This is a genomic window from Yersinia sp. 2466 StPb PI (assembly GCF_041538325.1).
In the GTDB taxonomy this organism is placed as follows: Bacteria; Pseudomonadota; Gammaproteobacteria; order Enterobacterales; family Enterobacteriaceae; genus Yersinia; species Yersinia enterocolitica_E.
In genome coordinates this window covers 2,692,806-2,707,430 of the sequence record NZ_JAULSL010000001.1, presented here as the reverse complement: position 1 = coordinate 2,707,430, position 14,625 = coordinate 2,692,806, and the positions used below count along the sequence as shown (strand labels likewise).

Below are 14,625 nucleotides of genomic sequence, written 5' to 3'. Positions count from 1 at the left end.
GGTGAGGTTAAGAATTTGTAGCTTTTTTAGTGTTGCCCGGCGTTTGGCTGGGCTTGACGGCTTTTTGATTCAATAATCTGCGCCGTTGGGCATAACCGGCTAAGGTGATGGAAAGCAGCAATGTGGCACCGTTAAACAAGGGTTCAACCCAGAACTCGCCACCGAATTGCTGAATACCTGCAATACCAATTGCCAGAATCGCAATCCCTACTACCGTTCCCCATACATTGACCCGGCCTGGGCGGATGGTGGTACTGCCGAGGAAGGCACCGACCAGTGCTGGTAACAGATAGTCCATACCGACACTGGCCTGGCCAACCCCTTGCTCCGAGGCGATGAGCACACCACTGAATCCGGTCAACACGCTGGAGGTGATAAATGCACCGACAGTAAAACGGTTGACCGAAATCCCGTTAAGCCGGGCGGCCGCGGGATTCCCACCCACGGCATACATACAGCGGCCAAGCGGGGTATGTTCGGTAATGAGCCACAGCACCACGGCGATAATCAATACATAGAATGCAACAATAGGAATGCCGAATATCTCGGTATGGTGCAGTGCAATAAAAGCATCAGGAAGATCACCGACTATCTGACGGCCACCTGAGTGCCATAACGCGATGGCGTAAAGCACGGTGCCGGAGCCTAAGGTCGCCACAAAGCTATCAATGTCGGCTAATGCTACCAATATGCCGTTTAATAGCCCGTAAAGTGCCGAAATTATCAATACGGTTATGACGGCAGCCTGCCAAGAAAAACCGTATTGCACTTGCAGGGTTATCGCCAGAATGTGCCAGAGCACAATACCGAAACCGACGTTTAAATCGATCTTGCCGACAATCATCGGAATAGTGGCGGCCAGTGCCAGCAAAGCAATTTTTGATTTACTGGACAAAATGGCCTGCAAAGTGAGCATGGAAGCAAACGACGGGGTGGTCAGTGAGAACACCAGCACCAATAAAATACACAATAATAGTAAGCCGTAGCGCGTCATGGCCTGCATGGACCAGGCACCGAAACCGTGTTCACTCAGGCTGACTCGTTGTTCAAGCGCTGTCGATTTTATGGATGTTTTAGACATAACACTCTCCGAAACCTGAGCACCACAATGACACCGCGAGGGGCGATGTAACCATTAGCACAGGTCGCTGTTTTAAACGGATGTAACTTCCCCGGTGCTGGCAGACGCCAACTCCAATAAATTAGCGAACGAGACCTGCTGGTTACGCAGTTCACCAACCACTTCGCCACGGTTAAACACCAATGCCCGATTACAGATATGTGCGATCTCCTCTAAATCATTGGAAATCACCAAAACCGCCACACCTTCTGCTAATGATTTGTTTAATAAGTGATAAATTTCAGCACGCGCGCCAACATCCACGCCAGCAGTTGGATCTTCAAGGATCAGTAATGGCGCGCCCAGGTGCATCCAGCGTGCCATGACCACTTTTTGTTGGTTACCGCCGGAAAGGGCACTGATATCAATATTTACGTCTTTAGGTCGGACATCGAATAACTGCACTTTCCACCAACTTTCCCCCATTTCGCTGCGGGTGCTATAACGGGAAAGTAATTTGTGACCGCTGGCAATTGGGTTAATGAATAGGTTTTCGCGCACCGACATCGACATCACCAGACTTTCACCGGTGCGGTCACCGGCCACCAGGGAAACACCTGCTGCCATAGCTTGCTGCGGTGAGGCGGCGGTATAGGGGCGGTCGCGGAAAATAATTTCACCCTGATCACAATGGCGTAAACCAAATAGCAGGCGGCCTAACTCTTCTTGGCCCGCTCCTCTTAGCCCCGCTAGTGCCAGCATTTCGCCTGGTTGTAGGCTGAAAGTAACCGGGCCAATCTCACCTACCACCACCGCGTTAAGCTGTAATACAGGTTTACTGGCTTCAGGTAACGGTTCACGCTGGGAGTCGCCCATGGCTTCACCAACAATCATTTGCACCAGATCACGCAATGAGTAATCGGCGGTATTCCCACCCGCAACATAGCGTCCATCCCGCATCACACACACCCGGTCGGCAATTTCAATCACTTCATCCAAACGATGAGTGACATAAATCATGCCAACATGTTTATCCCTCAGGCGGTTAATCACTTCAAATAAATGGCGGACATCGTTGGCGGGTAGAGAGGCGGTCGGCTCATCCAACACCAATAGTTCGGCATTAACCGCAACGGCGCGGGCAATGGCCAATAATGACTTTTCAGTGCGCGACAGTTCAAACACGCGCGCATCAGGTGAGAGGTCAATGCCGATATCCTGTAAAGCCCGACTGGCTTGCAGGCGAATAGCTGACCAATTAATCAGACCGAATCGACGCGGAAACCCCATCACCAACGCCATATTTTCGGCAACGGTCATCCAGTCAATTAGCCCTAAATCCTGATGGATAAAAGCAATAGGCTGACGAGTATCACTTTTAATTTCTGCGGCAGAACGTATGTTATTTCCCTGGAACAGAATATCGCCACTGTCCCGTGGGTAGACGCCCGCCAATACTTTGATTAGAGTGGATTTTCCTGCGCCGTTTTCGCCGAGCAATGCCAGTACTTCGCCTGGCATAACATCAAGACTGACATCGTTGACCGCAATATTGCCGCCAAATCCTTTGATGATATGGCGCATCGAGAGAATGGGTTGGCCCAATTCAGTGGTATTCATCAGTGTGACGCCCCTTATCCGGTGAATGTCTTGAGTGAAAGCATTCGCGATTTAGTGGTTATCGAGCATAAACTAGACTTTATATTTCAACATACGAAATCTGATTTCAAAAATAATATGCTGATATCTTCGCTAAAGCAAAAGAAGTGATGAATTAAGTTGCTATAAAAAACAAGTACTTATTTATTTGTTTGTGGAAATGTGACGAACTACGCACTTCTTATGTTGGATAAATGTTGCGAGATACAGCGCCAGGGATGATAACGAAACACTGTTTCGTGCTTCACACAGACTGCGGCTTTGGAGTACCATTTCATGCTAAACAACAAGGATATCGTCTATGGCCCTTATACTCACAGATGACAAGAAAGATAAGCCGTTAGGCAGCCAAAGTCTGTTCCGCGGGCTGCAACTGATTGAGATATTAAGTAATTACCCTAATGGCTGCCCATTGGCGCATCTATCTGAATTGGCCGGGATGAACAAAAGTACCGTTCATCGGTTATTGCAAGGGCTACATACCTGTGGCTATGTCACTCAGGCGCCTTCTCCAGGCAGTTATCGGCTGACAACCAAGTTCATCTCAATTGGCCAAAAAGCACTGTCATCACTGAATATTATCCATGTCGCGGCCCCACATTTAGAACAACTCAATCTTGAGCTTGGTGAGACAGTCAATTTTTCAACCCGCGAAGATGACCACGTTATCCTGATTTATAAGTTAGAACCTACCACTGGCATGATGCGCACCCGCGCTTATATCGGGCAGCATATGCCACTGTACTGCTCGGCGATGGGTAAGATATTTATGGCGTACGGTAAAAGTGACTATCCAGATGATTATTGGCAGAGCCATCAGCATGAGATTCAGCCGCTGACGCACAATACCATCACCGAATTACCCAAAATGTACCAGGAGCTGGCAGATATTCGTCAAGCAGGGCTGGCGATGGATCGTGAAGAGAATGAACTAGGTGTATCTTGTGTGGCGGCTCCTGTTTTTGATATTCAGCAACGGGTACCGTACTCCGTTTCAGTTTCCCTGCCCACAGCCAAACTGCAACAGGTGGGGGTAAAAACCCTAATTAAACCTATTCTGGCTACGGCCCAGCGTATTTCGCAGGAATTGGGGTTTGTGACACCGTAACATATAATTTGTCTGTATGGGGTATTCCAGTGGTCGGGATACCTCATATCAGTTGTTTGTCTTTAGCTATTATCGAAATTCCTAATTCTAAAACAGACACATTTTTTATCAGCAGAACGCGTTTTAGCCATTGGGAGCACGGTATGGTTGGCCCATTTATTAACAGTGCAGGCATTATCCTGGGGGGGATAGTTGGCGTATTACTAGCGCGTCATGTCCCTAAGCGTTTACAGGAAGGGTTACCGGCTACGTTTGCGCTAGCTTCTATCTCCATCGGTATTGTGATGGTGGTAAAAGTACATTTTATGCCAGCGGTTATTTTGGCGTTGATTATCGGGACAGCCGTGGGGGAGTTATTATCCCTTGAGCAGGGGGTAAAATGGGGGGCAAATAAAACCCGTATAATGTTGGAACGAGTTATTCCATCACGCAGTACATTGCCGCCGCAGGAGTTTGCGCAGAGTTTCACCGCGATGATTGTGCTGTTTTGTGCTAGTGGACTGGGAGTTGTCGGTTCGTTGACTGAAGGCATTACTGGTGATTTTCAACTGCTATTTGTCAAAGCGTTAATGGACTTTTTCACCGCGCTGATATTCTCCATCTCGCTCGGTATCGCGCTGGTGGCTATTGCTGTGCCGCAATTGTTGATCCAAATTGCATTGGTTTTGTTGGCTAAACTGATCATGCCGTATATGGATGATATTGCCTTTGCTGATTTTTCCGCCTGCGGTGGGATTATTATGATTGCAGTGGGGTTACGTATTGCACAAATTAAAATATTCGCGGTGGTGAATTTCCTGCCCGCGCTATTGTTTGTGGTACCCATATCCTATTTATGGCGCTACTTGATGGGATAATCTGTGGAGCGGAAAGATGATTTCTAAAACGGTAGGCTTCTCTGCACAGATTTATCATTGAAGCGACCGTTTCAGATTTATTTAGTTGACTGTTTTAATTGGTTATTTTTCTAATTAGCCAATTTTCCGGCACAAAAACTTACCCTTAATCACGCCATCAAAAAAACGACCTTTCGAAACCACGGACATAAAATTCTGATGAACGCGCTCCGGGACGCCAAGATATTGATAAATCCCTTGTTCGCGAAATTGTATCTCCAGCATGCGATTTTCAGGATCATAACCAATCGACAGAATTCTGGAAGATGTAACAGGTTGTCGCTGCACTAGTTGACCCTCAGTTGTACGGTATTGATATTATAGTGATCGTAGAGCAGTTTGAGCTTGATAACTTTGTCGGTGATCATTATCACCGTTTGGCTGTAGTATTAATAGATTATTCGCTAGGTATTATTCTATCCGTGACGACCGATTGCGGAGATACATCCTCTTTATTGGCATTGGGTCGATCATGCCAGGAGCGGATTGTACTGCCATTCTAAATACAAAAACCGGGCGTAATTGCCCAGTCTATTCTAAGGCTGAAACCAATCATCAGCACTTTCCCATGTTTCTTGTAAAATTTCTTCTACCGCTTTCTTATCATCTGGCGCACCACCTAGAACTGATAGACCATCAGCGCCCGCAAACCTTACTTTCACATCAATATGGTCAAATTTCCTCCCAAGCCGCTTATCCAACTCCTCAGTGAGTGCGTCGGTGTATCCTGCCGGGAATTTATTGATATTTAGCTTATCTATTGTCACTTCGATACGTAGCATGATGTTGCCCTTAACTGTGATAGCCGTTGCTAGTGTGGCTGGTCGTTCCCCGATTCGATGTAGTCTACGCGTTTTTGTCATGCTCTAATCAGTTCATTAGTCGCAATATGGCAAATTCGCCGAGGGTAACGTCGACAGTAACATCGCTGAGTGAAGTGACCAATTATCAGATAATTATCACTCGTTAACGGGGCAGGGATGCCTGATAAAGAAATCATTCTGAGTGGATAAACCAATAATGAGGATGTTAGTATGGTTCGTCCGTTATAGCGTCACACCCTATGTGCAAACAAGTTGTGTACATATGAGTGTATATATCAGGCAAAGTAAAGTCGGATAGCGTTTATAACATATTGATTTTAAATAGTATTAGACTTTTGCATGTGATCTGTCGTGTGGGTCACCACTGTAGATAAGGAATTAGAATGCCCGTTATTACCCTTCCTGACGGCAGTCAGCGTCATTTCGATCACGCCGTTTCTGCTCTCGATGTTGCCTTGGATATCGGCCCTGGTTTGGCAAAAGCCTGTATTGCTGGTCGAGTTAATGGCGAACTGGTCGATGCCAGAGACTTGATCGAATCTGATGCCCAACTGGCTATTATCACCACCAAAGATGCTGAAGGTCTGGAGATTCTCCGCCACTCTTGTGCACACTTATTGGGGCACGCAATCAAGCAACTTTGGCCTGATACCAAAATGGCCATCGGCCCGGTTATCGACAACGGTTTCTATTACGATGTAGATATCGACCGCACCTTGACGCAGGAAGATCTGGATCTGCTGGAGAAGCGGATGCATGAACTTGCCGATAAAGATTACGATGTAATTAAGAAGAAAGTCAGTTGGCAAGAAGCCCGCGACACTTTTGCTGCTCGTGGTGAAGATTATAAAGTGGCGATTCTCGATGAGAATATTAGCCGCGATGATCATCCTGGTTTGTATCACCATGAAGAATACGTTGATATGTGCCGTGGCCCGCACGTACCGAATATGCGTTTCTGCCATCACTTTAAATTGCAGAAAACATCCGGTGCTTATTGGCGTGGCGATAGCAAAAATAAAATGCTGCAACGTATTTATGGCACGGCTTGGGGTGATAAGAAGCAACTAAATGCTTATCTGCAACGTCTGGAAGAAGCGGGCAAACGCGACCATCGTAAGATTGGTAAGCAATTGGACCTTTACCACATGCAGGAAGAAGCACCAGGTATGGTGTTCTGGCATAACGACGGTTGGACTATCTTCCGTGAACTGGAAACTTTTGTGCGGACCAAGCTCAAAGAGTACCAGTATCAGGAAGTGAAAGGGCCGTTTATGATGGACCGCGTACTGTGGGAAAAAACCGGACATTGGGAAAACTATGCTGAGCATATGTTCACCACATCGTCTGAAAACCGCGAGTATTGCATCAAGCCAATGAACTGCCCAGGGCACGTGCAGATTTTCAACCAAGGGTTGAAATCATACCGTGACTTGCCATTGCGTATGGCTGAGTTCGGTAGCTGCCACCGTAATGAGCCTTCAGGCGCACTGCATGGTTTAATGCGCGTCCGTGGTTTCACTCAGGATGATGCACACATTTTCTGTACCGAAGAGCAGGTTCGCGATGAAGTGAATAGCTGTATCAAGATGGTGTACGACATGTACAGCACTTTTGGCTTCGAGAAAATTGTGGTTAAGCTGTCTACCCGCCCTGAAAAACGGATTGGGAGTGATGATCTGTGGACCCGTGCCGAAGATGATTTGGCCGCTGCGCTGACTGAAAATGGTATTCCATTTGATTATCAGCCGGGTGAGGGAGCGTTTTACGGTCCGAAAATTGAGTTTACCTTGCATGATTGTTTGGATCGCGCGTGGCAGTGTGGTACCGTACAGCTCGATTTCTCATTACCGGGCCGCTTAAGTGCGTCTTACATCGGCGAAAATAACGATCGTCAGGTGCCAGTAATGATTCACCGGGCTATTTTGGGGTCAATGGAGCGCTTTATCGGTATTTTAACCGAAGAGTATGCAGGCTTCTTCCCAACGTGGTTAGCTCCGGTACAAGTCGTGGTGATGAATATCACCGATAGTCAGTCTGATTATGTCCAACAAGTGACCAAAAAACTGCAAGATGCAGGGATTAGGGCAAAAGCGGACTTGAGAAATGAGAAGATTGGCTTTAAAATTCGTGAACATACGTTGCGTCGGGTTCCATATATGTTGGTCTGTGGCGATAAAGAGGTCGAATCAGGCAAAATTGCCGTTCGTACCCGCCGTGGTAAAGACTTAGGAAGCTTGGACGTCAACGTGGTCGTAGACCAGCTGCTAGCAGAAATTCGCAGCCGTAGTCTTCATCAACTGGAGGAATAAAGTATTAAAGGCGGAAAACGAGTTCAACCGGCGCGTCCTAATCGCATCAACAAAGAGATTCGCGCCACAGAAGTTCGCTTAACAGGCGTCGATGGTGAGCAGATTGGCATTGTCAGTCTGAATGAAGCTCTTGAAAAAGCTGAGGAAGCTGGTGTTGATTTAGTAGAAATCAGTCCGAATGCCGAGCCGCCGGTTTGCCGAATCATGGATTACGGCAAATTCCTCTATGAGAAGAGCAAGTCGACAAAAGAACAGAAGAAGAAGCAAAAAGTCATACAGGTCAAGGAAATCAAATTCCGTCCTGGTACCGATGATGGCGACTATCAGGTCAAACTACGCAACCTGATTCGCTTTCTGGAAGATGGCGATAAAGCCAAAATCACCCTGCGATTCCGTGGGCGTGAAATGGCGCACCAGCAGATCGGCATGGAAGTCCTTAACCGTGTCAAAAAAGATCTGACTGAAGATTCTGATTTGGCTGTCGTGGAGTCTTTCCCGACTCGTATCGAAGGCCGTCAGATGATCATGGTGCTCGCACCTAAGAAGAGACAGTAAGGCACTCAAGTAATAGGCCTCTTTCTGATTGCAGAGTAGGGGTCTGTTCGCCTAGCTAGCTCGTTGTAATTAACAATGCGAAGTGGATATATTCAATGCCAAAAATTAAGACAGTACGCGGCGCCGCTAAGCGCTTTAAAAAAACCGGTGCCGGTGGTTTTAAGCGTAAGCATGCCAACCTGCGTCATATTTTGACCAAAAAAGCTACTAAGCGTAAACGTCATTTACGTCCAAAAGGCATGGTATCTAAGAACGATCTAGGTTTGGTCGTAGCATGTCTGCCATACGCATAAGTAATTTTGGTTTGAATTAAGACGATAGGAGAAGTAAATGGCTCGCGTAAAACGTGGTGTGGTAGCTCGTGCACGTCACAAAAAAATATTAAAGCAGGCGAAAGGTTACTACGGTGCCCGTTCGCGCGTTTATCGTGTTGCTTTCCAGGCAGTAATCAAGGCAGGCCAATACGCCTACCGTGACCGCCGTCAACGGAAGCGTCAATTCCGCCAACTGTGGATTGCACGTATCAACGCAGCTGCTCGTCAGAATGGTCTGTCTTACAGCCGTTTCATCAATGGTCTGAAAAAGGCTTCTGTTGAGATTGACCGTAAGATCCTGGCTGACATCGCAGTATTCGATAAAGTGGCATTCTCTGCACTGGTCGAAAAAGCGAAAGTAGCTCTGGCGTAAGTCAGAATTGAAGAGGGAGCTTGTCTCCCTCTTTTAATCTTTATCTTCTTGGTAAGAAGGTCACTTTTATGATGCATGCAGTTACTTTTCGCTTCTTTTTTTACTTTAGCGCCTGATTTCAGGAGGCTTGCGCGTAAGAATAGAAACGAAAAATAACGCCTAAGCCTCCCATCGTGGAGGCTTTTTTGTTTTTGCTCTATAGCATTTATGGCGACTGGAGTAAGGGTATCGCGGATGTGGTACCTTATTGATTTTGTATGAAAAGTTTAGTTTACTTATCGGATTTTAACTCATTATCTATATCCAACGTTATTGGAGTTGCTGGTAGGCAGCAAGCGAGTAAATCCCGATGAGCTTACATAGGTAAGTGATTCGGGTGAGTGAGCGTAGCTAACAACCCAGCAGCTTCAAGAACAAAGGATATAACTACAAGTGGGCCATACTGGCCAGAGGAAGAGAGAACAATGCCACATCTCGCAGAGCTGGTTGCCAAAGCTAAAGCAGCCGTAGAAGATGCCCAAGATGTTGCCGCGTTGGATTTGGTACGCGTCGAATATCTAGGTAAAAAAGGCCATTTGACCCTTCAAATGACATCACTGCGCGAGCTGCCAGCTGAAGAGCGCCCGGCAGCGGGGGCCGTTATTAATCAGGCCAAGCAGGAAGTACAAGAAGCGCTTAATGCACGTAAGGACAAGCTGGAATCAGCGGTCATGAATGCCCGATTGGCAGCCGAAACCATTGATGTCTCTCTACCGGGGCGTCGTATGGAAAATGGTGGGTTGCATCCGGTTACCCGCACTATCGATCGTATCGAAACGTTCTTTGGTGAGTTGGGCTTTTCCGTTGAGTCTGGCCCGGAAATTGAAGATGACTATCATAACTTTGATGCATTGAATATTCCGGCTCATCACCCAGCGCGTGCTGACCACGACACCTTCTGGTTTGATGCTACCCGATTGCTGCGCACCCAAACCTCGGGCGTGCAAATTCGCACCATGAAAACCCAGCAGCCACCTATTCGAATTATTGTGCCGGGCCGTGTGTATCGTAATGATTACGACCAAACGCACACTCCAATGTTCCATCAAATGGAAGGGCTGATTGTTGACCGTGATATCAGTTTCACCAATTTGAAAGGCACCTTGCATGACTTCTTGCGTAATTTCTTCGAAGAAGATTTGCAAATTCGTTTCCGCCCTTCCTATTTTCCGTTTACCGAACCGTCCGCTGAAGTGGATGTGATGGGTAAAAATGGTAAATGGCTTGAAGTGCTTGGTTGCGGCATGGTGCATCCAAATGTATTGCGAAACGTCGGTATTGATCCTGATATTTATTCAGGTTTTGCATTCGGTATGGGGATGGAACGCTTAACTATGTTGCGTTACGGCGTCACCGATTTGCGGGCATTCTTCGAAAATGATCTGCGTTTCCTCAAACAGTTTAAGTAAGGCGGGATATCTCATGAAATTCAGTGAACTTTGGTTACGCGAATGGGTAAACCCAGCCATTAGTAGTGATGACCTGGCCCATCAAATCACTATGGCCGGTTTAGAAGTTGATGGTGTAGATGCGGTTGCGGGCGAATTCAATGGTGTCGTTGTCGGTCATGTTGTCGAATGTGGCCAACATCCCAACGCCGATAAACTGCGGGTGACCAAAATTGATGTAGGCGGTGACCGCTTATTGGATATCGTGTGTGGTGCACCGAACTGTCGTCAGGGCTTGAAAGTCGCTGTTGCGACTGTTGGTGCTGTGCTGCCGGGCGATTTCAAAATCAAAGCGGCCAAACTGCGTGGTGAACCATCAGAAGGCATGCTGTGTTCTTTCTCTGAGCTGGCTATTTCAGAAGATAGTGACGGTATTATTGAACTGCCTGCTGATGCGCCTATTGGTGTCGATCTGCGTGAATATCTGTATCTGGACGATAAAACCATTGAAATCAGTGTGACACCAAACCGTGCCGATTGCTTGGGCATTATTGGTGTCGCGCGCGATGTGGCGGTTGTGAATCAATTGCCATTAATCGAACCGGATATGAGTCCTGTTGCGGCTTCCATTACGGATACATTCCCAATCCATGTAGAAGCTCCGCAGGCTTGTCCGCGCTATCTGGGCCGAGTAGTTAAAGGGATTAACGTTAAGGCTGCGACACCATTGTGGATGCGAGAGAAACTGCGCCGCTGTGGTATTCGTTCGATTGATCCGGTGGTAGACGTTACTAACTTTGTGTTGCTGGAGTTAGGCCAGCCAATGCATGCGTTTGACCTGGACCGTATTGAAGGCGGGATTATTGTTCGCCTGGCGGCTGAAGGTGAAGAATTAACACTGCTGGATGGCACAAAAGCCAAATTGAATGCAGATACGCTGGTCATTGCTGATCAGCATAAGCCGTTGGCGATGGCCGGTATCTTTGGTGGTGAACATTCAGGTGTTAACGAAGAAACCCGCAATGTCTTGCTGGAATCCGCTTTCTTCAATCCATTATCAATTACTGGTCGTGCGCGTCGCCACGGTTTGCATACCGATGCATCTCATCGCTATGAGCGTGGTGTCGACCCTGCGTTACAGCATAAAGCGATTGAGCGTGCGACACGTCTGCTCATTGATATCTGTGGTGGTGAAGCGGGGCCGGTAATAGACGTGACCGCGACCGCAGAATTACCAAAATGCGCCACCATCACGCTACACCGTGAGAAATTGGATCGGTTGATTGGTCATCATGTCCCTTCACAGCAGGTGAGTGACATTCTGCGCCGGCTCGGTTGTCAGGTGACTGAACTCGGTTCTGATTGGCGGGCAGTGGCGCCAAGCTGGCGTTTCGATATGGAAATCGAAGAAGATCTGGTGGAGGAAGTTGCCCGCATCTACGGTTATAACAATATCCCGGATGTGCCTATCAAAGCTGATTTGGTGATGACCAAACACCGCGAAGCTGATTTATCATTGAAGCGTGTAAAAACCGCTTTAGTCGATCGCGGCTATCAGGAAGCAATTACTTACAGTTTTGTTGACCCGAAAGTACAAGCACTTCTGCACCCACAGCAAGACGCATTAATTTTGCCAAGCCCTATCTCGATTGAGATGTCTGCGATGCGCTTATCATTGTTGACAGGTTTACTGTCAGCAGTGGTTTATAACCAGAATCGCCAGCAATCTCGCTTGCGTTTATTTGAAAGTGGGTTACGCTTTGTACCTGATAATACAGCAGATCTCGGGGTTAGACAGGATGTAATGCTAGCTGGTGTCATTGCTGGCCACCGTTTTGAAGAGCATTGGGATCTGGCGCGTCAGCCAATCGACTTCTATGATTTGAAAGGTGATCTGGAAGCAATTCTGGAACTTACCGGCAAATTATCTGATGTTCAGTTCCGTGCACAAGCACATCCTGCACTGCATCCAGGGCAGAGTGCTGCAATTTATTTAGCAGGGGAACACATTGGTTTCATTGGTGTAGTTCACCCTGAGTTGGAGCGTAAGCTGAGTCTAAATGGTCGGACTGTGGTGTTTGAAGTGCAGTGGAACAAGCTCGCAGACCGCGCTGTGCCTCAGGCCAGCGAGATTTCACGCTTCCCAGCAAACCGTCGTGACATCGCCGTTGTGGTGGCCGAAAACGTCCCCGCAGAAGATATTTTGGCGGAGTGTAAGAAAGTTGGCGCAAATCAGGTAGTTGGCGTAAACTTGTTTGATGTGTACCGTGGCAAGGGCGTAGCAGAGGGCTATAAGAGTCTGGCTATTAGTCTGGTGTTGCAGGATACCGCACGTACACTGGAAGAAGAGGAGATCGCCGCTACCGTTGCAAGATGTGTAGAGGCGTTAAAACAGCGATTCCAAGCATCCTTGAGGGATTGAACCTATGGCGCTTACTAAAGCTGAAATGTCAGAACATCTGTTTGAAAAGCTAGGGCTTAGCAAACGTGATGCCAAAGATCTGGTTGAGTTATTCTTTGAGGAAGTACGTCGTGCTCTCGAGAATGGCGAACAGGTCAAACTGTCTGGCTTTGGCAATTTTGATCTGCGAGACAAGAACCAACGTCCGGGCCGTAATCCGAAGACGGGTGAGGACATTCCTATTACGGCGCGCCGTGTGGTGACTTTCCGTCCAGGGCAAAAGCTAAAAAGCCGGGTAGAGAGTGCTACTCCAAAAGAGTAAGTATTTCCCCAAACAAAAGGCCGCGCAAGCGGCCTTTTTCTTGCCTGCACCTCATTGAGAAACATCGATTTTATTTTATAAGTGCCCACATCATGACCGCAGGTTGGGGCCATTTCCCTTTATTTGTATTTCTAGCTTAGCCTTAAGGTGGGGTCACAGAAACCAGTGGGGGTTGATTGGAAATGGAATTTTCAGCATTTAGTTTGTCTAGTCTACAACCGTTGCAAAAGCATTAATCTAGAGTAGGATTTGTCATGTTTCTGCTAATGTTCGGTGGAGTGGCACCATTCATTCTATAACATTTTTTTTAATTAAATTGTAAAGACTATATTAATCATTACGTGATAATTAATTTTTGCATCCAAATTAGATTGGCTGAGATTATATTTTCATGAAGTACTTAAGTTAGCACTCAATATTTTATTCTAAATAAATTAGACTATTCTTATTGAATGCCAGTTTTATACTTATTTTTTAGGATGTAATCTAACGCAACTGATGGTTATCATAATGCATCCTTGGGCCGCCACCGCCACCGCCACCGCCACCGCCACCGCCATGCGGTGGGAATATACAGCAAGCTGATAATGTAGTGCTTAATAAGAGTACTATTGTCATTAACGTTATACGTTGCATTTTATTTGTCTCATCTTTTATTATCCGGCAATGCTTGGATTATAATTCAATACAATAAATGTCACTGTCAGATAAACGTTAAGATATATTAGGAGTGGTAGTAAATGAAAATGTCCGACTTGTAATAACTGTATGTATTGCGTAAGCAAGATGAAATGAAAATGAAAAGAGCGGATTGTCTGATAGATGGTTTTTATTTTCGCTGATATAAATTTAATAACTGTTAAATAATACATTCGGATGTATATGAAAAAATATCTGCTATTACTTGGGGTGTTGGCATTAATGCCATCGTTTGCACAGGCAGACGTATCACTTGACATCAATATACCCGGAGTCAGCTTACATCTAGGTGATCAGGACAACCGTGGCTATTACTGGGATGGTTATGATTGGCGTCCGCCACAGTGGTGGCATGAACATCGTGGTGGCCATATTGGTGACCGCAATGACCGTGGCTATTATTGGGACGGGGGGCGTTGGCAACATCCACAACCGCAGTATGGCCATAACCCGTTCCGTGGGCAGCAAGGTAGTCAACGCCATAATGAACGCAGCGATTACGGTAATTCGCCACAGCACAATAATGGCAGTGATAATAATGGACGCGGCCAGCCAGTGAATAATAGCCGACAGGGTAGTGGTGCTAAGCAAGGCGGGCCAAATAATAACGATAATCATAATGGTCAGCCACTCTATCCATCGCAAAATAAGGGCCATCGTTGACAGTAAGTAACC

General features: G+C 46.8%; 15 protein-coding genes and 1 other annotated feature. Of the genes, 11 read left to right on the top strand and 4 right to left on the bottom strand.

Features of this window, described 5'->3' with window-relative positions; translation table 11 throughout:
- Nucleotides 1-7: 7 nt before the first annotated feature.
- Both Q2T72_RS12240 and Q2T72_RS12235 read right to left on the bottom strand, forming a co-directional pair.
- Nucleotides 8-1,081, bottom strand: coding sequence for an ABC transporter permease (locus Q2T72_RS12240; RefSeq protein WP_372559151.1), 1,074 nt, complete (start codon nt 1,079-1,081; stop codon nt 8-10).
- A 72-nt stretch (nt 1,082-1,153) separates the two neighbouring features.
- Entirely contained in the window at nt 1,154-2,680 is a 1,527-nt protein-coding gene (locus tag Q2T72_RS12235; protein WP_083158692.1) for a sugar ABC transporter ATP-binding protein, read from the bottom strand.
- A gap of 340 nt (nt 2,681-3,020) precedes the next feature.
- On the opposite strand from Q2T72_RS12235, the gene Q2T72_RS12230 reads away from it, so the two are divergent.
- Nucleotides 3,021-3,827 (top strand): IclR family transcriptional regulator, encoded by an 807-nt coding sequence (locus Q2T72_RS12230; protein WP_102970400.1) that lies wholly within the window; start codon nt 3,021-3,023, stop codon nt 3,825-3,827.
- A gap of 143 nt (nt 3,828-3,970) precedes the next feature.
- Nucleotides 3,971-4,684 carry a DUF554 domain-containing protein gene (locus Q2T72_RS12225; protein WP_083163605.1) on the top strand — a complete coding sequence of 238 codons (714 nt, stop codon included), beginning with the start codon at nt 3,971-3,973 and terminating at the stop codon, nt 4,682-4,684.
- A 114-nt stretch (nt 4,685-4,798) separates the two neighbouring features.
- On the opposite strand, the gene Q2T72_RS12220 is transcribed toward Q2T72_RS12225, so the two are convergent.
- Nucleotides 4,799-5,011 (bottom strand): KTSC domain-containing protein, encoded by a 213-nt coding sequence (locus Q2T72_RS12220; protein WP_005161573.1) that lies wholly within the window; start codon nt 5,009-5,011, stop codon nt 4,799-4,801.
- A 248-nt stretch (nt 5,012-5,259) separates the two neighbouring features.
- Nucleotides 5,260-5,505: a DinI-like family protein gene (locus Q2T72_RS12215; protein ID WP_083163607.1), complete on the bottom strand. Its 246-nt coding sequence runs from the start codon at nt 5,503-5,505 to the stop codon at nt 5,260-5,262.
- Nucleotides 5,506-5,930: 425 nt separating this feature from the next.
- On the opposite strand from Q2T72_RS12215, the gene thrS reads away from it, so the two are divergent.
- The 9 genes from thrS (at nt 5,931) to Q2T72_RS12170 (ending at nt 14,613) form a co-directional block, all read left to right on the top strand.
- Nucleotides 5,931-7,859: a threonine--tRNA ligase gene (gene thrS / locus Q2T72_RS12210; RefSeq protein WP_083158695.1), complete on the top strand. Its 1,929-nt coding sequence runs from the start codon at nt 5,931-5,933 to the stop codon at nt 7,857-7,859.
- A 3-nt stretch (nt 7,860-7,862) separates the two neighbouring features.
- Nucleotides 7,863-8,414: a translation initiation factor IF-3 gene (gene infC, locus Q2T72_RS12205; protein ID WP_011816226.1), complete on the top strand. Its 552-nt coding sequence runs from the start codon at nt 7,863-7,865 to the stop codon at nt 8,412-8,414.
- A gap of 95 nt (nt 8,415-8,509) precedes the next feature.
- A complete protein-coding gene (gene rpmI, locus Q2T72_RS12200; protein ID WP_004713020.1) occupies nt 8,510-8,707 on the top strand; it encodes a 50S ribosomal protein L35 in 198 nt (65 codons plus the stop codon).
- 37 nt (nt 8,708-8,744) lie between these two features.
- The gene (gene rplT / locus Q2T72_RS12195) at nt 8,745-9,101 is read left to right on the top strand and encodes a 50S ribosomal protein L20 (RefSeq protein WP_004706556.1); all 357 of its coding nucleotides are present in this window, start codon (nt 8,745-8,747) and stop codon (nt 9,099-9,101) included.
- A 67-nt stretch (nt 9,102-9,168) separates the two neighbouring features.
- Nucleotides 9,169-9,291 (top strand) — a sequence feature (Phe leader region).
- Nucleotides 9,170-9,217, top strand: a complete 48-nt coding sequence (gene pheM / locus Q2T72_RS12190; RefSeq protein WP_152414234.1) for a pheST operon leader peptide PheM — start codon at nt 9,170-9,172, stop codon at nt 9,215-9,217. Its footprint overlaps the feature before it by 48 nt.
- Nucleotides 9,292-9,565: 274 nt before the next feature.
- Entirely contained in the window at nt 9,566-10,549 is a 984-nt protein-coding gene (pheS, locus tag Q2T72_RS12185) for a phenylalanine--tRNA ligase subunit alpha (RefSeq protein WP_083158696.1), read from the top strand.
- A 13-nt stretch (nt 10,550-10,562) separates the two neighbouring features.
- The gene (pheT, locus tag Q2T72_RS12180) at nt 10,563-12,950 is read left to right on the top strand and encodes a phenylalanine--tRNA ligase subunit beta (RefSeq protein ID WP_083158697.1); all 2,388 of its coding nucleotides are present in this window, start codon (nt 10,563-10,565) and stop codon (nt 12,948-12,950) included.
- Nucleotides 12,951-12,954: 4 nt separating this feature from the next.
- Nucleotides 12,955-13,251 (top strand): integration host factor subunit alpha, encoded by a 297-nt coding sequence (gene ihfA, locus Q2T72_RS12175; protein WP_002211830.1) that lies wholly within the window; start codon nt 12,955-12,957, stop codon nt 13,249-13,251.
- A gap of 882 nt (nt 13,252-14,133) precedes the next feature.
- A complete protein-coding gene (locus Q2T72_RS12170) occupies nt 14,134-14,613 on the top strand; it encodes a DUF2502 domain-containing protein (RefSeq protein WP_372569238.1) in 480 nt (159 codons plus the stop codon).
- The last annotated feature ends 12 nt before the right edge of the window (nt 14,614-14,625 follow it).